Consider the following 19,589-nt stretch of genomic DNA (forward strand, 5'->3'; position numbering starts at 1 on the left):
TTAAGTGTGAGATTTTTATGTCAGGCTGGCGGGATATATCGAGCTAAAACGAAAAAGCCCGGCGGTTACCCTGCCGGGCCTGAGTATGTATGCAAAAAGTCAGAGTTTAAAGCCTGCCACTACAGTTTCCAGTTGCAACGTCTGCTCCTGCATAGCTTGCGCCGCTGCGGAAACCTGTTCCACCAGCGCGGCGTTTTGCTGTGTGGTGTTATCGAGCTGGGTGATCGCTATGTTTACCTGCTCAATCCCGAGGCTTTGCTCCTGGCTTGACGACATGATCTCACTCATTAATGTTGCCACGTTATTAACGCCAACCACCAATTCATCCATGGTGTTACCTGCGGTGGCGACCAGTTGGCTGCCGGTGGTGATATTGGCAACGGAGTCTTCGATAAGCTTCTTGATTTCGCGCGCAGACGTCGCAGAGCGCTGGGCCAGGCTACGCACTTCAGAGGCAACCACCGCGAAACCACGCCCTTGCTCACCAGCACGCGCCGCTTCGACCGCTGCGTTCAGCGCCAGAATGTTGGTCTGGAAAGCGATACCGTCGATCACACTGATGATATCGACGATTTTCTTCGATGACCCGTTGATGGAACCCATTGTCTCCACCACCTGCCGCACGACCCGCGTACCTTTCTCTGCTACTGCCGAAGCATCACGTGCCAACTGGTTTGCCCCTTCGGCATTTCCGGCGTTTTGCTTCACGGTGCTGGTCAACTGCTCCATTGACGCTGCGGTTTGTTCAATGGAACTCGCCTGCTCCTCAGTTCGTGCCGAGAGATCAAGGTTACCGCTGGCAATCTGCCGTGAAGCCGAAGCGATGGCCAACGTGCTGTCTCCCACCTGTTTAAGGATAGACTGCAGAAAGTCGAGGAAGTTGTTGAAGCTGCGGTTCACCGCGTCAAACTCCGGACTACGGCTTTGCGGTAAACGCTGCGTCAGATCGGCACCGCCGACTGAAAGCTGACTGATATTTTTATTAAGTGCTGCAAGCTGACGCATGAAGATTTTGATAGCGATAACCAGAATCAGCAACAACAGTAATACCATCGGGATTTGCACTAGCCCAAGACTGGCAAGAATACTGTGGGTACGCTGCAATAGCTGGCTGGTTGGCATATCAGTCACGATGTACCAGGGCCCCTGAATTTTGCTCATAAACAGGGTGTGATCTATGCCGTCATTACTGTACTCAGCTTCCAGATTACCGCTGTCTTTTATCTGATCGAGACTTTTGCGGATCTGTGCCACCAGCGGTGACTGCTCACCAAGTGAGGCCAGCTTAGGCAATTTTTCGGAGCTGCTGTGGCTGGTGCCGACGATGGTGCCATTTTGTTCAACGATATAAATTGTCCCGTGGACCTTTTTCTCAATATCGGTAACCAGTTGGTTGAAGAAACCCAGAGTCACGTCGATAGTTGCCACGCCCCACTGCTTATCGCCTTTATAAATGGCCATAGCGCAGTTGGTTCGCGGCTGAGTACTGGCGTCATCAAAGTAAGCAGGGGCCCAAATACACTGCCCCTTTTCGCCTTTTAGCGCAGCCAAGTACCATGATTGTTCAAAATAGTTTGGCGACTCTGTACTGTTCCAGAATGTATTGACGGTCAGTTCATTGTTGCTGTTGCGGGCAAAGAAGGTACTGAACTTGACCTTAGAGGGATCACGCTGATTGGGTAATGGCCAGATACCGCCGCCAAACACTGCGCTGTCGCCGTACTGATCCACCAACGAGGGTAACAGAGTATCGATTGATGCGCTGTCCATCTGCGCCACACTTTGGGTAATGCTGCGAACCTGAGATTCAACGTTACTCAGACGGGCGTTAATGACCACGGCAACATCTCCCACCTGATCGGCGACCAGCATGCTTTCAGCCTGTTTCAGTTTGGGAGAGATAAACACCTGGATGACAATGAGCGTACAGATAATCAGTAAAATGAAAAATAAGCTGATTAAAGCGATAAAGCGTGATTGCGTTGTTTTTAACATTTTCGCGGTGCTCACAGGCAAAGCAGCGAGATCGCTGCTCTACTACTAACGGCATTTTTCTGCGTTTCTTTATGCCCCTGTAGTAGATATATCTTGTTGCCTGGGGATCAAACCCACGAGTGAAAGAGGGCTCAGCATGTGATTATTCTCAACAAAAATATGAGGATGTGAATTGGCTCACCTTTTTATGCTCATAACGTTTTTTTTAAGCCGGTAAACAGCATTTTTTGCCAGCTTTTAAGCTGTTCTTAATGATTTCTCTTAATGTTATTCTCACAGCCCTGAGAGAAAATAAGCCGAACCATTAATCATGGAGTGAACAATGGCGTGCCACTTTGCTAAATGGGTAACTGCGGATCCTGAGACGGATACTCACCGCCTTCCCGCCGACGTAATATTATCCGCAAGAACTCTTTCTGAAAAACAGCGCAAGCGCTTTCTGACGGGTCGCGTTCTGCTGGCAGAAATGATGTTTTATCTTTACGGCATCACTGAGCTACCCACTATCATTATTTTGCCGAGCGGCCGCCCGAGTTTTGAATCGCCCAACCTGCCGGATTTCAGCCTGGCCTTCGCAGGCAGCACAGCAGGCGTCATGCTCAGCAGTGAAGGTAAGGTTGGGTTGGATCTGGAGATCATCCATGCCCGCAGCGCGCTGATTAATCCGCAACAGCAGGCACAGCTGTCAACCGTTGAACAAACGTGGATCACCCAGCAAAGCGATCCGGTGGAGTCGGCTCTTCAGCTTTGGTGTATTCGCCAAAGTATGCTGAAATTATCCGGCCTGACTGAGTATGGCGAAAAGAACCTGAGCCTGAACCCGGCATCGGGCCGCCTGCGCTCCGTCCTCACGCCCGAAGCGCAGGTGATGAGTGATATCGATGGTTCCCTGACTTGGGCATGCGCGCATACTCCCACTATCATGCGGCTGCTGTGCTGGCGCTATGACCCGAACAACGGTTTCACTCGCACACAAACATTGTCACCGCAACAGCAGCCTGATTCGCCTCATTTTATGAGATTCACCAGTCTGCCTCCGGCGAAATAACCTTTCTGCCAGTGTGCCCTGAACTATTCCGTTCATCCCACTCCGGGCCAGATTAATACAAACCTCATTTCAGTACTCATCCATCACAGGAGTAGCCAATGTCAACTAAACCACTCAAGTTTGTCACACTGCTAGGGAGCCTGCGTAAAGGCTCTTACAACGCGATGATCGCGCGTACCCTGCCTAAACTTGCCCCCGAAGGCGTGAGCATTGAAGCCCTGCCATCGATTGGAAGCCTGCCGTTATACGATGCGGATATTCAACAGGAAGAGGGTTTCCCGGCTGATATCGAAGCAATTGCTGAACAAATACGCCAGGCCGATGGCGTGATTATCGTCACCCCGGAATATAACTACTCAGTCCCTGGTGGTCTGAAAAATGCCATCGACTGGATATCTCGCTTGCCTGGTCAGCCATTGGCGGGCAAACCAGTGCTAATCCAGACCAGTTCAATGGGACCCATTGGCGGCGCGCGCTGTCAATATCATCTGCGCCAAATTTTGGTATTTCTCGATGCAATGGTCATGAACCGTCCTGAATTTATGGGCGGCGTGATTCAGAACAAAGTAGATGAGCAGACTGGAGAAGTCATCGAACAGGGCACGCTCGACTTCCTGAGCGGTCAACTGACCGCGTTCGCTGACTATACCCGCCGAGTGGCACTCAAATAACGCCACCGCACAGATAAAAAAAACCGCAGATTTTGCGGTTTTTTTTAGGCCATCAGTCGAAGAAATTAGTGGCTATCGACAAACGCAATTTTCAGCACGAACAACAGCGCAACCACCACCACACAAGGGCTGATTTCTCTCCAGCGACCGGTACCGAGTTTCATCACCACGTAGGAGATAAAGCCCAGCGCGATACCTTCGGTGATCGAGAAGCTAAACGGCATCATCACAGCAGTGACGAACGCAGGAACAGCTTCGGTTAGATCATCCCAGGTTACACGGGCCAGGCTTGAGGTCATCAGTACCCCGACGTAGATCAGCGCACCGGCAGCTGCGTATGCGGGCACCATACCGGCCAGCGGGGAGATGAAGATCACCAGCAGGAACAGAATGCCGGTCACCACCGCAGTGAGTCCGGTGCGGCCACCGACGGAAACACCGGAAGAGCTCTCGATATAGGCCGTTACCGAGGAAGTACCGACAAACGCACCGGCAACTGATGCGATACTGTCAACGTACAACGCCTGTTTCATCTGCGGGAACTTGCCGTGGGCATCCGTCAGCCCGGCTTTGTCGGTCACGCCGATCAGCGTACCGGAGGAGTCAAACAGGTTGACCAGCATGAAGGAGAAAATCACGCCCGCCAGACCAATATTTAACGCCCCTTTAATATCAACCTGTCCAACGACTGACATCACACTTGGCGGCATCGAGAAAGTGCCGTTGTAATGCACGTCACCTATCGCCAGCCCGATCACCGTGGTCACCACGATAGACACCAGGACCGCAGCGTGAATGTTACGCGACGCCAGTACGGCAATGATGAAGAAGCCCAGCGCGCCGAGCAGAACATTATGCGACGTTAAATTACCAATAGTGACGATGGTGTCAGGGTTCGCCACAATGATGCCGGCATTTTTCAACCCCATCATGCCGATAAACAGACCGATACCGGCGGTGATCCCAATCCTCAGGCTTGCCGGGATGTTAGCTATCATCCAGTAGCGGATGCGGAAAATTGTCAGTAAAAGGAAACCGATTGCGCCCCAGAAAATAGCACCCATACCGATTTGCCATGAAATACCCATCGCACCCACCACCACAAACGCGAAGAAGGCATTCAGGCCCATCGCCGGTGCCAGTGCGACCGGCAGATTAGCAATCAGTCCCATCAGGATGCTGCCAAAGGCGGCAATCAGGCAGGTAGTCACAAAAACGGCCGACTTATCCATGCCCGCTACCCCAAGGATCTGCGGATTCACGAACACGATGTAGACCATAGTCAGGAACGTGGTCAGCCCGGCGATAGTTTCAGTGCGAACGGTAGTGCCGTGTTGCGTCAGTTTAAATAGACGCTCGAACAGGCCCTGTCCGCTGGAGACATTGCTGTGTGGTTGGTTCATTAGTGAGTTCCGAAAAAGGGAAATAACGGTCGAAGGCTATCCTATACCAAAAAGTACACTTTTTGACGTGGGTCACGCTCTTTTTTATGGCAATTAAAGCCCATGTTTTGATCGTCGTGGGGTAAAGTTGAGGTGAGCTGGCCCAATTTACTCAATCTCACTACGGAGGAACTATGCCCCGGATCGAATGTGTCCTTTTTGACTGCGACGGTACTCTGGTCGACAGCGAATTGCTGTGTTGTGAAGCCTATGTAGAAATGTTCGCACACTTCGGCGTCACGGTCTCTTTTGATGAGATGTACAAAACCTATAAGGGCGTCAAACTTTACGAGATCATCGCCATTATCAATAAAGAACACGGGCTGGAAGTCGCCAAAGAGGAGATGGAGGTCGTGTTCCGTCAGCATGTCGCACGACTCTTCGACAGCAAATTAGAACCGATACACGGTGCACACGAACTGCTGGAACAAATCACTATCCCGATGTGCGTAGTCTCCAATGGCCCCGTAAGCAAAATGCAGCAGTCGCTCGGGAAAACCGGTCTGCTGCACTTTATGGGTAATAACCTATTCAGTGGCTACGATTTGCAGCGCTGGAAGCCAGACCCGGCGGTACTGTATAAAGCAGCAGAAGTGATGCAGGTTAATATCGATCGCTGCATTCTGGTAGAGGATTCCGCCGCAGGCGCACAGGCGGGTATCGCCGCCGGGATCCCGGTGTTTTACTACTGCGCGGATCCGCATAATCAGTCGATTGACCATCCGTTAGTCACCGTGTTCTATGATATGCAGGAACTGCCCGAACTGTGGCGTGAGAAGGGTTACCAGATCACCCGATAAGCGCAAAAGCAAAAGGCCTCATCCGAGGCCTTTTGCTTTTTTAACGCGAACAAAAAATTTACTCTTTTTTGCCGGTTTTATTTTCAGTCAGTAATTTGTCCAGCGCATCGCCGCCGACGTGGCGGAAATCCTGGCCTTTGACGAAATAGAAGATAAATTCACAAATATTTTGGCAACGGTCACCGATGCGCTCAATCGAACGCGCGCAGAACAGCGCGGTAAGCACGCTTGGGATGGTACGCGGATCTTCCATCATGTAGGTCATCAACTGACGCACGATGCCTTCATATTCCTGATCAACTTTCTTATCTTCACGGTAAATACGCACCGCTTCGTCGAGATCCATGCGCGCAAAGGCATCAAGCACGTCATGCAACATCTGCACGGTGTGGCGCCCCAGAGACTCAAGGCTGACCAGCAGAGGCTGATGCAAATGCGAGAATTTTTCCAGCGCCGTGCGGCAGATTTTGTCCGCTACATCGCCGATGCGTTCCAGCTCAGAAATGGTTTTGATGATCGCCATAACTAAACGTAAATCACTGGCGGTGGGCTGACGCTTGGCAATAATACGCACACAGGCTTCGTCAATCGCCACTTCCATCATGTTCACTTTGTCATCGCCTTTGATGACCTGCTGTGCCAGCTCAGGGTCCTGATTGTGCATCGCGGTGATCGCATCAGTCAGTTGCTGTTCCACCAGCCCACCCATCGCCAAAACCTGGGTCCGGATGTGCTCAAGCTCTGCATTGAACTGGCCGGAAATATGTTTGTTTAAGTTCAGGTTATCCATTTTTCTTACCTCAACCGTAGCGGCCAGTGATGTAATCTTCCGTCTGCTTACGGGCAGGAGAAGTAAAGAGGGAGTCGGTATCGCTGTATTCGATCAGTTCGCCCAAATACATAAACGCCGTACGATCAGAACAACGCGCCGCCTGCTGCATGTTGTGGGTAACAATAACCACGGTGTAGTCAGACTTCAGCTCGGTGATCAACTCTTCAATACGGCCGGTAGAAATCGGGTCCAGCGCCGAGCAAGGTTCGTCAAGCAGCAGCACTTCTGGGCGGATAGCAATACCGCGCGCAATACACAGACGCTGTTGTTGACCACCAGACAGGCTGTAGCCACTCTGGTGCAATTTATCTTTGGACTCATTCCACAGTGCCGCTTTGGTCAACGCCCACTGTACTCGCTCATCCATGTCGGTACGTGACAGCTTCTCGAACAAACGCACGCCGAACGCAATGTTGTCGTAAATCGACATAGGGAAAGGCGTGGGTTTCTGAAACACCATGCCGACCTTAGCGCGCAGCAGCGCGATGTCCTGCTTATCGACCAGAATATTATCGCCATCAAGCAAGATCTCGCCTTCAGCACGCTGATCGGGATAAAGCTGATACATTTTGTTTAGCGTGCGCAGCAGCGTCGATTTACCGCAGCCCGACGGGCCGATAAAAGCCGTGACTTCGTTTTTTGCGATATCCAGGGAAATATTTTTCAGCGCGTGGAATTTGCCGTAATAAAAGTTCAGGTCGCGAACCTGGATTTTGCTGTTGGATGCGTCAGTCATTCAATACATCTCTCTTTTATCTTTCGCGCGCCGCAGCTGCGGCGCCGGGTAACGGTGATGGCGGCCAAAGCCACCTTCAATTAATGTTTACTGTTTTCAGTCAGGATTTACTGTTTCTTCTGGGCGAAAATCACACGCGCCAAAATATTCAGCACCAGTACACAGGCGGTGATAAGCAGTACACCCGCCCACGCCAGCTGCTGCCACTCACCGAACGGACTCATTGCAAATTTGAAGATGGTCACAGGCAGGTTGGCAATCGGCTGCATCATGTCGGTGCTCCAGAACTGGTTGGAGAGCGACGTAAACAGCAGCGGTGCGGTTTCACCGGCAATGCGGGCAATCGCCAGCAGGATGCCCGTCATGATGCCGGAAACCGACGCTTTCAGCGTAATCGCCGAAATCATCTTCCACTTCGGCGTTCCCAGTGCGTACGCCGCTTCGCGCAGGCTGTCAGGCACCAATTTGAGCATGTTTTCCGTAGTACGGATAACAATAGGAATTTGCAGCAGCGCCAGCGCCAGCACACCGGCCCAACCGGAGAAGTGCCCCATTTTCGCCACCATAATGGTGTAAACAAACAGGCCAACAACAATCGACGGTGCGGAAAGCAGAATGTCATTGATGAAGCGGACCGCTTCGGCAAACCAGGATTTACGGCCATATTCTGCCAGATACACACCCGCCAGAACGCCGAGCGGAGTACCAATCACCGTAGACCATAAAATCAATAAACCGCTGCCCGCAATAGCGTTCGCCAACCCGCCGCCTGCGGTATTCGGTGGCGGTGTGTTTTCGGTAAAAAGCGCCAGCGACATGCCATCGACGCCTTTCACTACCGTGGTAAACAGGATCCATACCAGCCAGAACAAGCCAAAAGCCATGGTTGCCATCGACAGTAGCAGCGCCAGACGGTTTTTCTGACGGCGCCAGGCCTGACGTTTGCGGCGAGACTCTAAAAGAGCCTGGTTACTTTGCATTTCCATCGTCGTCATTTAGCGGCCCTCTTTCTTAGCAAGACGAAGGATCATCACTTTGGACAGGGCCAATACGATAAAGGTGATCACAAACAGGATAAGCCCCAGCTCCATCAGCGCAGCGGTATGAAGACCGGCTTCGGCTTCAGCGAATTCGTTGGCCAGCGCCGAAGTAATACTGTTGCCCGGCATATAGAGTGAGGCGCTGTCGAGCTGGTAGGTGTTACCGATGATAAAGGTCACCGCCATGGTTTCACCCAGTGCGCGACCAAGACCCAGCATAATGCCACCGATGACGCCATTTTTGGTGAACGGTAACACGATTCGCCAGATAACTTCCCACGTCGTACAACCGATGCCGTAAGCCGACTCTTTCATCATCACCGGCGTCTGCTCAAACACGTCACGCATGACGGAAGCAATATACGGGATGATCATGATGGCAAGGATCACGCCAGCAGCCAGAATACCGATACCAAAACCCGGACCGGCAAACAGCGCGCCGACAATCGGGATACCGGACAGCACATCACCGACTGGGGTCTGGAAATAGGTAGCAAACAGCGGGGCAAAAACGAACAGACCCCACATGCCATAAACGATGCTGGGAATAGCCGCCAACAGTTCAATGGCAATACCCAACGGGCGACGCAGCCAGTTTGGCGCCAGTTCAGTCAGGAACAGTGCGATACCAAAGCTGACAGGTACTGCAATCAGCAAGGCGATAATCGAGGTGACGACCGTACCGTAAATAGGCACCAGCGCACCGAATTGCTCGTTCGGGGCGTCCCAGGTTTTGCTCCACAGAAAAGAAAAACCAAATTTTTCAATGCTGGGTAACGAAGCAATAAACAGCGAGACGATAATACCGCCCAGTAGCAATAGCACAATCAGCGCAGCCAGCTTAACCACTGCGCCGAAAATGATGTCACCGTTTTTACTTGGTGCTTTGATAGACGGCTTGTATTCAGCCATACCACTCTCTTTTAATTCAGATTTAATTCCCTCTCCGGGTGGAGAGGGAATGAAGCAGAAGACTTGTACTCTATATCAGACGGGAGGTCAGATCCTAGTAGAGTGCTTTGCCATTACTGTCTTTAATGTTGGTTTTCCAGGCTGCACGAATTTGTTCAACCACGGACTCAGGCAGTGCTGCGTAATCCAGATCGGTCGTCAGCTTGTTGCCATTTTTGTAAGCCCAGTCGAAGAACTTCAGCACTTCAGTGCCTTTCGCTGCATCTTGCTGGTTTTTGTAAATCAGGATGAAGGTGGTGGAGCTGATTGGCCACGCGTTATCACCTTTCTGATTGGTCAGGTCCTGAGCGAAGGTTCTTTTCCAGTCAGCGCCTTTAGCCGCTGCGCTGAAGGATGCTTCAGTCGGGGCAATCGCTTTACCATCTGCATCAACCAGTTTGGTGTAAGCCAGGCTGTTTTGTTTAGCGTAAGCATATTCGACATAACCAATTGAACCAGGCAGACGCTGTACAAATGCTGCAACGCCGTCATTACCTTTACCGCCCAGACCCGTTGGCCAGTTAACGGTTGAACCAGCACCGATTTTTTCTTTCCACTCAGGACTGACTTTAGCCAGGTAGCTGGTGAACACGAAAGAGGTGCCTGAACCATCAGCACGGCGCACAACCGCAATGTTGGTATCTGGCAGTTTCACGCCGGGGTTCAATTTAGCAATCGCCGCATCGTTCCACTTTTTAATTTTGCCGAGGTAGATATCACCCAACGTTGCGCCATCCAGCGTCAGCTGACCGGATTTGATACCCGGCAGATTTACAGCCAGTACCACGCCACCGATCACAGTAGGGAACTGGAACAGGCCGTTTTTATTCAGGTCTTCTTCTTTCATTGGCGCATCAGATGCACCGAAGTCGACCGTTTTTGCGATGATCTGTTTTACGCCACCGGAAGAACCGATGCCCTGGTAGTTCACCTGGTTGCCGGTCGACTTCTGGTAAGCATCAGCCCATTTGGCATAGACAGGAGCAGGGAAAGTACCGCCAGCGCCAGTCAAATTACTAGCAGCGAAAGCAGACATTGCTGTGAGGGAGAAAGTCGCTGCCACAATACCGGCGACGGTGTTACGCATCAATTTCATGTTCCACTCCTAGTGGTTTCTTATTTGTTCGAGCAAAGATATTCGACCCAGGTCGAGATTTATAAAGTGTTTGGCACAGGAGGAAAATAGGACAGTTAGGTGACAGTGAAATGTACTTTATATGACAGTTTTATGACAAACGTCACAATTCAGGCAGGGCGGGCTTATTTATCTACACTATTTTGCCGGCTATTATTCGGACACAGAATTTTCAATGCGTTTAAATAACTCAAGCAGTTCTTGAGCGTTCAAATCCCGCGATTCTCCCGGCGGCAATCCTTCCAGACTGATGTTCATGATGCGTATGCGTTCAAGCCGGGTCACTTCATAGCCAAAATGCTTAGACATGCGGCGTATTTGACGATTAAGCCCCTGCACCAGCGTAATACGAAACACAAAGTCCGATTCTTTCTCCACTTTGCATGCTTTGGTCACCGTACCTAACATTGGCACACCCGCACCCAGACCGATAATAAATTCGTCAGTCACCGGCTTGTTAACCGTGACCACGTACTCTTTTTCGTGATCGTTGCCGGCACGCAGGATTTTGTTGACCAAATCGCCGTGATTAGTCAGTAAAATCAGCCCCTGCGAGTCTTTATCTAAACGTCCGATAGGGAAAATGCGTTTGCTGTGGTTAATCAGCCCACTGATGTTATCCCGCTCTCCCTCTTCCATCGTCGTAATAATACCAACAGGCTTATTGAGTGCCATTAACACCAGGCCTTCTTCATCACGCGGCCCAATAAGCTGTCCATTCACTTTCACCGCATCTCCGGCAAATACCTGATCGCCAAATCCAGCCTGTTTGTCGTTAATGAAAACCGTTCCCTGCTCAACGTAACGATCGGCATCACGACGGGAACAGATGCCGCTATCGCTAATGTATTTATTAATTCGAATGGATGAATTGGTCAGCATTCAGCAGAGCACCTTCGTAAAAGGCGGACTATACCTTATCCACTGGCAGCGCAGAAAAAATAAAGCGCCCACGGAGGGCGCTTAGAGGCTTTGTGATACCGCTGAGAGTTTTACTCTACCGTCACAGACTTCGCCAGGTTACGCGGCTGATCGACGTCGGTGCCCTTAATCAGCGCCACATAGTAGGACAACAGCTGCAATGGAACGGTGTAGAAAATCGGTGCGACAATTTCTTCGACATGCGGCAGCTGAATGATCTTCATGCCTTCGCTGTCGGTGAAACCGGCGTTCTGATCGGCAAAGACATACAGCAGGCCGCCACGAGCGCGCACTTCTTCGATATTCGACTTCAGCTTTTCCAGCAGTTCGTTGTTTGGCGCAATCACGATCACCGGCATATCAGCATCGATCAATGCCAGCGGGCCGTGTTTCAGCTCGCCGGCCGCATAGGCTTCTGCATGAATATAGGAAATCTCTTTCAGCTTCAGCGCGCCTTCCATCGCGATCGGGTATTGATCACCGCGACCGAGGAACAATGCATGATGCTTGTCAGAGAAACCTTCAGCCAGAGATTCGATGGTCTTATCCAGCGACAGCATCTGCTCAATACGCGCAGGCAAAGCCTGAAGTGCATGAACGATGTCGTGCTCGACCTGCGGCGCCATGCCTTTCAGACGGCCCATACGTGCCACCAGCATCAGCAGAACGGTCAATTGCGTGGTGAACGCTTTAGTCGACGCCACACCGATTTCGGTGCCCGCTTTGGTCATCAATGCCATATCGGATTCACGTACCAGAGAAGAGCCAGCAACGTTACATACCGCCAGAGAACCAAGATATCCCAGTTCTTTAGACAGGCGCAGCGCTGCCAGTGTGTCTGCGGTTTCGCCAGACTGCGACAACGTGATGATCAAACTGCCGGGGCGAACAGCGGATTTGCGATAGCGAAATTCAGAGGCGATTTCCACATCACACGGCATACCGGCCAGAGACTCAAACCAGTAGCGCGCTACCATGCCAGAGTTGTAAGACGTACCGCAGGCGATGATCTGGATGTGCTGAACGCGCGACAAAATATCGTCAGCCTTTTCGCCCAGCTCACTCAGGTTCACTTCACCGTGGCTGAAACGTCCTTCCAGGGTATTTTTGATCGCCAAAGGCTGTTCGTAGATTTCTTTCTGCATATAGTGACGGTATTCGCCTTTATCACCGGCGTCATACTGCACTTTGGATTCAATTTCTTCGCGTTCAACTGCATGACCATTTTTGTCATACACGCTGACTGAACGACGTTTCACTTCCGCCACATCGCCTTCTTCCAGAAACAGGAAACGACGGGTGACAGGCAAGAGTGCCAGTTGGTCGGAAGCAATGAAGTTTTCACCTACGCCACGGCCAATCACCAGCGGGCTACCAGAACGCGCAGCAACCAGAACACTGGGGTCACGGCTGTCCATCACCACGGCACCGTAGGCGCCACGCAGTTGCGGGATGACGCGCTGAACCACTTCCAGCAGCGTGCCGCCCTGAAGTTGTTCCCAATGCACCAGATGCGCAATGACTTCGGTGTCCGTTTCGGAGTCAAAACGGTAACCGCGTTCGATCAACAACTCCCGCAGTGGTTCGTGGTTTTCGATAATACCGTTATGCACAACAGCTATATAATCAGACACATGCGGATGCGCATTCGCTTCAGAAGGTTCGCCGTGCGTTGCCCAGCGGGTGTGAGCAATACCGGTGCCACCGTGCAGGGGATGTTGATCCAACGCGTCAGCCAGCATCTGGACTTTACCCAGACGACGCAAGCGCCCCATTTTTCCCTGCTCATCAATTACGGCCAGACCGGCCGAATCATAACCGCGGTACTCGAGGCGGCGTAACCCTTCCAACAGAATTTCTGCAATATCACGTTGCGCTACTGCGCCAACAATTCCACACATCAGTTTTATTCCTATTTAAGATCTGTTAACAGATCTTGTTTGAAGCCTGACCTGATTTATCCGCAAGCCCCATTTTCTGGTGTACCTGCGGTTCCCCGAGCCTTGTAGAAGTTGGGGATTATTATGTAATGCTTATTTTTTCTTCACTGGTTTTTGCCAATCAGGTTTATGTACCTGCGGCACGCGACTCAGCAACAGGCCGTTGTCGGGAACGTCGCGAGTTACCGTGGTACCCGCAGCTATTGTCACGTTGTTGCCCAGTGTCACCGGCGCCACCAGTTGGGTATCAGAACCCACGAAAACGTCGTTGCCGATGACGGTCTTGTGTTTATTCACACCATCGTAGTTACAAGTGATGGTACCCGCGCCGATATTCACGTTATCGCCAATCTCAGCGTCGCCGAGGTAGGAAAGGTGACCCGCTTTAGAGTTTTTGCCCAGACGCGATTTTTTGATTTCAACGAAATTGCCCACGTGAGCACCTTCTGCCAGCTCAGCGCCAGGACGCAGGCGGGCGAATGGCCCGACCGTACAACCGTTGTCCAACACGGCATCTTCAAAGACGCTGTAGGGGCTGACTTCGCAGTCATCGCCGATCACACAGTTTTTAATCACGCAGCCTGCGCCAATTTTGACCCTATTACCGAGCGTCACATGACCTTCGATGATCACGTTGACATCAATTTGCACATCAATGCCGTGGGAAAGTTCACCGCGCAGGTCAAAACGTGCCGGATCAAGCAACATCACACCAGCAAGCAGCAACCGTTCGGCTTGCTCGCTCTGATAAACGCGCTCCAGGCGGGAAAGTTGCAGGCGGTTGTTCACGCCATCAACTTCACTATTACGCGCCGGATGAACGGTAGCAATCTGATGCCCTTCGGCATGTGCCATAGCAATAATGTCAGTGATGTAATATTCACCCTGTGCATTATTGTTGTTGAGCTGATTCAGCCAGCGTTTGAATGACGCACCGTTGGCGACCAGGATACCTGTATTAATTTCTTGAATTTTAAGCTGTTCCTGACTGGCATCTTTTTGCTCGATAATACCCGTCACCGCGCCATTTTCACGTACGATACGGCCATAGCCGGTCGGGTTATCCAGAACAACCGTCAGTAAACCAATGCCATCTTCCGGTTTCGCTTTGAGCAGCGTTTCCAGCGTTTCAACGCTGATCAGCGGCACGTCGCCATAAAGCATCAGTACGTCTTCATCATCAGCAAAGTAAGGCGCCGCCTGCTGCATCGCATGGCCGGTACCCAACTGTTCCGCCTGTAATACCCAGTTCAGATCACTGCCTGCCAGATTTTTCTTCAGTAAATCGCCACCGTGGCCATAGACCAGATGCACGTTCTTCGCGCCAACCTGAGTAGCCGCATCAATAACGTGTTGAACCATCGGTTTACCGGCCAATGAATGAAGAACTTTAGGAAGGTTGGAATACATGCGAGTTCCCTTGCCTGCGGCAAGGATCACAACACTCAGTGCGCTGTTAGACATAGGTAACCTGACAAATCCAATTTGAGGGACAAAAGTAACCTGTTAGCTAACAGGATTACTACATATTTCGCATCAAAAACCGCCTGCAAGCCTTAGCCCACAAGGGATGAACACTTCATGGGCTATAGCGAGTAAATCGAACACAAAGCATCTACTTTGGTTGCTAGTATTTCATTTAATACGGGTCAATGTCATGAGAATAGGGATGAAAATAGGGCTTTTTTAAAGGTAAAAAAAAAGCGACCCTAAGGTCGCCTTTTCAACTGATGTCGTTACATCGTTTTTCTGATTAACTCGATAACACGAAGTTTCGCGATCGCTTTAGCCAGTTCAGCAGAAGCCTGAGCGTAGTCGACATCGCCGTGAGAACCACTGATGTGTTCCTCAGCTTTACGCTTAGCTTCAAGCGCGCGTGCTTCGTCGAGGTCTTGCCCACGGATTGCAGTGTCAGCTAACACGGTCGTAGCGCTCGGTTGCACCTCAAGGATGCCGCCGGAGAGATAGATATACTCTTCTTCACCGTGTTCTTTAACAATGCGCACCATGCCAGGCTTGATGGCGGTGAGCAGCGGAGCATGCCCCGGGAAAATACCCAGTTCGCCTTCGCTACCCGTCACCTGGATCTTTTGCACCATGCCGGAAAACATTCTCTTTTCCGCACTGACTACATCCAGATGGTAAGCTTTTTCAGCCATGTCATCCTCTCTCACAACAAACTAGCGTTACAGTTTCTTGGCTTTTTCCACTGCTTCTTCAATGGCGCCAACCATGTAGAACGCTTGTTCAGGCAGGTGATCGTAGTCGCCGTCCATAATGCCTTTGAAACCACGAATGGTATCTTTCAGCGATACGAACTTGCCCGGAGAACCGGTAAAGACTTCGGCCACGAAGAACGGCTGGGACAGGAAGCGTTCGATCTTACGCGCACGTGATACAGCCAGCTTGTCGTCTTCTGACAGCTCGTCCATACCCAAAATCGCGATGATGTCTTTCAGTTCCTTGTAGCGTTGCAAAATAGACTGCACGCCACGAGCCACATCATAGTGTTCCTGACCAACAACCAGTGGATCCAACTGACGGCTGGTGGAGTCCAGTGGATCCACAGCCGGGTAAATACCCAGTGACGCGATCTGACGGCTCAGTACCACGGTCGCGTCCAAGTGGGCGAAAGTGGTGGCTGGAGAGGGGTCAGTCAAGTCATCCGCAGGGACGTAAACGGCCTGTACGGAAGTGATGGAACCACTTTTGGTTGAGGTGATACGTTCTTGCAGAACGCCCATCTCTTCCGCCAACGTTGGCTGGTAGCCTACCGCTGATGGCATACGGCCCAGAAGTGCTGACACCTCAGTACCTGCCAAGGTATAACGGTAGATGTTGTCAATGAACAGCAGCACGTCACGACCTTCATCACGGAATTTCTCCGCCATGGTCAGGCCAGTCAGTGCAACACGCAGGCGGTTGCCTGGTGGTTCGTTCATCTGGCCATAAACCAGGGAAACTTTGTCGATAACGTTGGACTCAGTCATTTCGTGGTAGAAGTCGTTACCCTCACGAGTACGTTCACCCACGCCTGCAAACACGGAATAGCCGGAGTGTTCGATCGCGATGTTACGGATCAACTCCATCATGTTTACCGTTTTACCCACACCCGCACCACCGAACAGACCGACTTTACCGCCCTTAGCGAACGGGCACATCAGGTCCATAACTTTGATACCGGTTTCCAGCAATTCCTGGGAGTTTGCCAGCTCTTCGTAAGAAGGGGCTGGACGGTGGATCCCACGACGTTCTTCTTCGCCGATAGGGCCTTTCATGTCGATTGGTTCGCCCAATACGTTCATGATACGACCCAGTGTTGCTACACCCACTGGTACTTCAATTGGGTGTTCCAGATTATTCACTTTCAAACCGCGACGCAGGCCGTCTGAGGTACCCATTGCGATACAACGAACAACACCGCCGCCTAGTTGTTGCTGAACTTCCAGCACCAATGTGGAGGTACCGTTTTCTACCTCAAGAGCATTGTACACATGCGGTACTGCATCCTGAGGGAACTCGACGTCCACCACGGCGCCGATTACCTGGATAATCTTTCCAGTAGCCATCTTGAATCCTCTACGTAATTCGTAAACCTAGCTTAAACCGCGGAGGCTCCCCCGACGATCTCGGTGAGTTCCTGAGTGATGCTGGCCTGACGAGCTTTGTTGTAAACCAACTGCAGCTCTTTGATCAGGCTGCCGCCGTTATCGGTTGCGGCTTTCATCGCTACCATTCGCGCGGCCTGTTCGCTGGCCAGGTTTTCTACGACGCCCTGATAAACCTGAGACTCCACATAGCGCCGCAAGAGAGTATCCAGCAGTGCTTTAGGGTCTGGCTCATACAGGTAATCCCAGGACTTTTTCGCCAGCTCGCTATCTTCTGCCGGTGGCAGAGGTAACAGCTGAACGATGCGTGGCTCCTGAGACATGGTATTGACGAATTTATTGCTGACAACACATAGCTTGTCTAAACGACCTTCGTCGAAAGCCTGCAACATCACTTTCACCGGTCCGATCAACTCTGACAGAGAAGGGTTATCTCCCATGCCAGTGACCTGGGCAACAACATTGGCACCCACGGAACTGAAGAAAGAGGTTGCTTTGGAACCAATCAGGGCTAAGTCGACCTCAACACCTTTTTCGGACCAGCCTTTCATCTCTGACAGCAGTTTTTTGAACAGGTTAATGTTCAAACCACCACAAAGACCACGGTCGGTAGACACCACCAGATACCCGACGCGCTTAATTTCACGCTCATCCAGGTACGGGTGCTTGTATTCCAGATTACCTAACGCGAGGTGACCGATCACTTCACGAATAGTTTCTGCATAAGGACGGCTGGCCGCCATGCGATCCTGCGTTTTACGCATTTTGGAGGCGGCGACCATCTCCATCGCTTTAGTGATCTTTTGCGTGTTTTGCACGCTGCTGATCTTACTACGTATCTCTTTTCCGCCGGCCATCTCTGCTTCTCCTCATTACCAAACGGCCTGCTGCTTATCTGCATTAAGCAGGGCAGCAGGACCGCTTAGTGTTACCAGGACTGGGTTGCTTTGAAGGTATCGAGGATATTTTTGAATTTCCCCTCGATCTCATCGTTGTACGCACCAGTTTGGTTGATTTGTTGCAGAAGCTCTGAGTGCTCGCGGTCAGCATAAGCCAACAGCGCAGCTTCAAAGCTACCCACTTTAGACAAGTCAACGTCTTCCAGATAACCACGTTCTGCTGCAAAGATAATCAGTGACTGCGCAGAGATAGACATTGGCGCGTACTGTTTCTGTTTCAGCAGTTCGGTCACTTTCTGACCGTGGTTCAACTGTTTACGCGTTGCTTCGTCCAAATCGGAAGCAAACTGGGAGAACGCAGCCAATTCACGATACTGCGCCAGTGCGGTACGAATACCACCGGACAGTTTTTTCATGATTTTGGTCTGAGCGGCACCACCAACACGGGATACGGAAATCCCCGGGTTAACCGCAGGGCGAATACCGGCGTTAAACAGGTTCGATTCCAGGAAGATCTGACCATCGGTAATAGAGATTACGTTGGTCGGAACGAACGCGGAAACATCGCCCGCTTGCGTTTCGATGATCGGAAGCGCAGTCAGAGAACCGGTTTTGCCTTTCACTTCACCCTTAGTGAATGCTTCAACGTAGGCAGCGTTTACACGCGCAGCACGTTCGAGCAGACGGGAGTGGAGATAGAAAACGTCGCCTGGGTAAGCTTCACGACCTGGTGGACGACGAAGCAGCAGGGAAATCTGACGGTAAGCAACAGCCTGTTTAGACAGATCATCATAAACGATCAGTGCGTCTTCACCGCGGTCACGGAAATACTCACCCATTGCGCAGCCGGAGTACGGTGCCAGGTATTGCAGTGCAGCAGATTCAGATGCAGTAGCAACCACCACGATGGTATTTTCCAGTGCGCCGTGCTCTTCCAGTTTACGAACCACGTTAGAAATGGTGGACGCTTTCTGGCCGATAGCCACATAGATACATTTGATGCCGGAATCGCGCTGGTTGATGATCGCATCAATTGCCAGAGCAGTTTTACCGGTTTGACGGTCACCGATGACCAATTCACGCTGACCACGACCGATTGGGACCATGGCATCAACGGATTTGTAACCTGTCTGCACAGGCTGGTCTACGGATTGACGTTCAATAACGCCAGGTGCGATTGCTTCAACAGCAGAGAAGCCGTCATGCTCTACCGGACCTTTGCCGTCAATTGGCGCACCCAGGGTGTTAACAACGCGACCCAACAGGCCACGGCCAACTGGAACTTCCAGGATACGGCCAGTACATTTTACTTTCATCCCTTCGGCGAGGTCAGCGTAAGGGCCCATGACAACGGCACCTACAGAGTCACGCTCCAGGTTCAAGGCGATCGCGTAACGGTTACCCGGCAACGCAATCATTTCGCCTTGCATGACATCGGCCAGGCCGTGCACGCGGATGATCCCGTCACTGACGGAAACGATAGTACCTTCATTGTGAGCTTCGCTCACTACATTGAACTGTGCAATGCGCTGCTTTATCAGTTCGCTGATTTCGGTGGAATTCAGTTGCAT

16 protein-coding genes and 1 pseudogene are annotated in these 19,589 nt (G+C 51.5%); 3 read left to right on the forward strand and 14 right to left on the reverse strand.

Features of this window, described 5'->3' with window-relative positions; genetic code table 11:
• Positions 1-99: 99 nt before the first annotated feature.
• Positions 100-1,995, reverse strand: a complete 1,896-nt coding sequence (locus ACMV8I_RS17330; RefSeq protein ID WP_498866444.1) for a methyl-accepting chemotaxis protein — start codon at positions 1,993-1,995, stop codon at positions 100-102.
• A 322-nt stretch (positions 1,996-2,317) separates the two neighbouring features.
• Between ACMV8I_RS17330 and ACMV8I_RS17335 the strand changes: the two genes are divergently transcribed.
• Both ACMV8I_RS17335 and ACMV8I_RS17340 read left to right on the forward strand, forming a co-directional pair.
• Positions 2,318-3,043 carry a 4'-phosphopantetheinyl transferase family protein gene (locus ACMV8I_RS17335; RefSeq protein ID WP_498866445.1) on the forward strand — a complete coding sequence of 242 codons (726 nt, stop codon included), beginning with the start codon at positions 2,318-2,320 and terminating at the stop codon, positions 3,041-3,043.
• A gap of 98 nt (positions 3,044-3,141) precedes the next feature.
• Positions 3,142-3,714, forward strand: coding sequence for an NADPH-dependent FMN reductase (locus tag ACMV8I_RS17340; RefSeq protein ID WP_498866446.1), 573 nt, complete (start codon positions 3,142-3,144; stop codon positions 3,712-3,714).
• 65 nt (positions 3,715-3,779) lie between these two features.
• On the opposite strand, the gene ACMV8I_RS17345 is transcribed toward ACMV8I_RS17340, so the two are convergent.
• Positions 3,780-5,117: an NCS2 family permease gene (locus ACMV8I_RS17345; protein WP_498866447.1), complete on the reverse strand. Its 1,338-nt coding sequence runs from the start codon at positions 5,115-5,117 to the stop codon at positions 3,780-3,782.
• A 173-nt stretch (positions 5,118-5,290) separates the two neighbouring features.
• Between ACMV8I_RS17345 and yieH the strand changes: the two genes are divergently transcribed.
• Entirely contained in the window at positions 5,291-5,956 is a 666-nt protein-coding gene (gene yieH / locus ACMV8I_RS17350) for a 6-phosphogluconate phosphatase (RefSeq protein WP_498866448.1), read from the forward strand.
• 58 nt (positions 5,957-6,014) lie between these two features.
• On the opposite strand, the gene phoU is transcribed toward yieH, so the two are convergent.
• The 12 genes and pseudogenes from phoU to atpA all read right to left on the reverse strand — a co-directional run bounded on the left by phoU (position 6,015) and on the right by atpA (position 19,589).
• Complete coding sequence (phoU, locus tag ACMV8I_RS17355; protein WP_498866449.1) at positions 6,015-6,746, reverse strand: phosphate signaling complex protein PhoU; 732 nt, start codon at positions 6,744-6,746, stop codon at positions 6,015-6,017.
• Positions 6,747-6,756: 10 nt separating this feature from the next.
• Entirely contained in the window at positions 6,757-7,524 is a 768-nt protein-coding gene (pstB, locus tag ACMV8I_RS17360) for a phosphate ABC transporter ATP-binding protein PstB (RefSeq protein ID WP_498866450.1), read from the reverse strand.
• Positions 7,525-7,631: 107 nt separating this feature from the next.
• Complete coding sequence (gene pstA / locus ACMV8I_RS17365; protein WP_498866451.1) at positions 7,632-8,519, reverse strand: phosphate ABC transporter permease PstA; 888 nt, start codon at positions 8,517-8,519, stop codon at positions 7,632-7,634.
• Positions 8,520-9,476 carry a phosphate ABC transporter permease PstC gene (pstC, locus tag ACMV8I_RS17370; RefSeq protein ID WP_498866452.1) on the reverse strand — a complete coding sequence of 319 codons (957 nt, stop codon included), beginning with the start codon at positions 9,474-9,476 and terminating at the stop codon, positions 8,520-8,522.
• Between the two features lie 94 nt (positions 9,477-9,570).
• Positions 9,571-10,611, reverse strand: a complete 1,041-nt coding sequence (gene pstS / locus ACMV8I_RS17375; RefSeq protein ID WP_498866453.1) for a phosphate ABC transporter substrate-binding protein PstS — start codon at positions 10,609-10,611, stop codon at positions 9,571-9,573.
• Between the two features lie 195 nt (positions 10,612-10,806).
• Positions 10,807-11,532: pseudogene (gene rluF / locus ACMV8I_RS17380) on the reverse strand (23S rRNA pseudouridine(2604) synthase RluF); the annotation flags it as partial.
• 110 nt (positions 11,533-11,642) lie between these two features.
• Positions 11,643-13,472 carry a glutamine--fructose-6-phosphate transaminase (isomerizing) gene (gene glmS, locus ACMV8I_RS17385; protein WP_498866454.1) on the reverse strand — a complete coding sequence of 610 codons (1,830 nt, stop codon included), beginning with the start codon at positions 13,470-13,472 and terminating at the stop codon, positions 11,643-11,645.
• A gap of 132 nt (positions 13,473-13,604) precedes the next feature.
• Entirely contained in the window at positions 13,605-14,975 is a 1,371-nt protein-coding gene (gene glmU / locus ACMV8I_RS17390; protein ID WP_498866455.1) for a bifunctional UDP-N-acetylglucosamine diphosphorylase/glucosamine-1-phosphate N-acetyltransferase GlmU, read from the reverse strand.
• A 272-nt stretch (positions 14,976-15,247) separates the two neighbouring features.
• Entirely contained in the window at positions 15,248-15,670 is a 423-nt protein-coding gene (locus ACMV8I_RS17395; RefSeq protein WP_498866456.1) for a F0F1 ATP synthase subunit epsilon, read from the reverse strand.
• 27 nt (positions 15,671-15,697) lie between these two features.
• Entirely contained in the window at positions 15,698-17,080 is a 1,383-nt protein-coding gene (gene atpD / locus ACMV8I_RS17400) for a F0F1 ATP synthase subunit beta (RefSeq protein ID WP_498866457.1), read from the reverse strand.
• A 32-nt stretch (positions 17,081-17,112) separates the two neighbouring features.
• Positions 17,113-17,976 (reverse strand): F0F1 ATP synthase subunit gamma, encoded by an 864-nt coding sequence (atpG, locus tag ACMV8I_RS17405; protein WP_498866458.1) that lies wholly within the window; start codon positions 17,974-17,976, stop codon positions 17,113-17,115.
• Between the two features lie 71 nt (positions 17,977-18,047).
• On the reverse strand, positions 18,048-19,589 hold the full coding sequence (gene atpA, locus ACMV8I_RS17410) for a F0F1 ATP synthase subunit alpha (RefSeq protein WP_498866459.1): 1,542 nt from the start codon (positions 19,587-19,589) through the stop codon (positions 18,048-18,050).

It is taken from the genome of Ewingella sp. S1.OA.A_B6, assembly GCF_049889095.1.
Lineage (GTDB): Bacteria > Pseudomonadota > Gammaproteobacteria > Enterobacterales > Enterobacteriaceae > Ewingella.